The organism is Oleiphilus sp. HI0061, from assembly GCF_001635675.1.
On record NZ_LWFE01000840.1, the window covers coordinates 1 to 395 of the forward strand.

Consider the following 395-nt stretch of genomic DNA (forward strand, 5'->3'; position numbering starts at 1 on the left):
TAATCGAATCGAGCAGGTGATACTCCTTTCCTCGCACAGTATAAGGAGAGTAATTGCCTTTTGGGCTGATTGGCTCCCATTTAGGGATTGCATCTGGCACCTTGGATACATCGAACTCTCCAGTAGGCCCGACATCATGCTTCATGCTGTAGCGAGAACTACTACAAGCCAGCAAAAGCAGGGCCAGGCAACACAAGAGAATGCAACGCAAACTACTCAACACCTTAGTTCATTCCTAGCTTTAGAGCCTCGGAAAGCTGGTAAACTGCCATCGCATATAAATGACTATGGTTATAGCGAGTAATCACGTAAAAATTCCTCAAGGTTAACCAATACTCTTCACCGGTAGCCCCTTGAAGTATCTGAAGTTTCGCAGGCATATTCTTATCCAAACC

Annotated in this window: 1 protein-coding gene and 1 pseudogene; both read right to left on the reverse strand. The window is 45.3% G+C overall.

Annotation, left to right across the window (positions count from 1 at the left end):
- A pseudogene (locus tag A3735_RS31830) lies at positions 1-211 on the reverse strand (septal ring lytic transglycosylase RlpA family lipoprotein); the annotation flags it as partial.
- Positions 212-224: 13 nt separating this feature from the next.
- Positions 225-380: a lytic murein transglycosylase gene (locus A3735_RS28845; RefSeq protein WP_082885857.1), complete on the reverse strand. Its 156-nt coding sequence runs from the start codon at positions 378-380 to the stop codon at positions 225-227.
- Positions 381-395: the final 15 nt, after the last annotated feature.

Bases quoted from the DNA above. Each gene is read 5' to 3' on its own strand.
- A3735_RS28845 (WP_082885857.1), bottom strand. From the start codon at position 380: ATGCCTGCGAAACTTCAGATACTTCAAGGGGCTACCGGTGAAGAGTAT.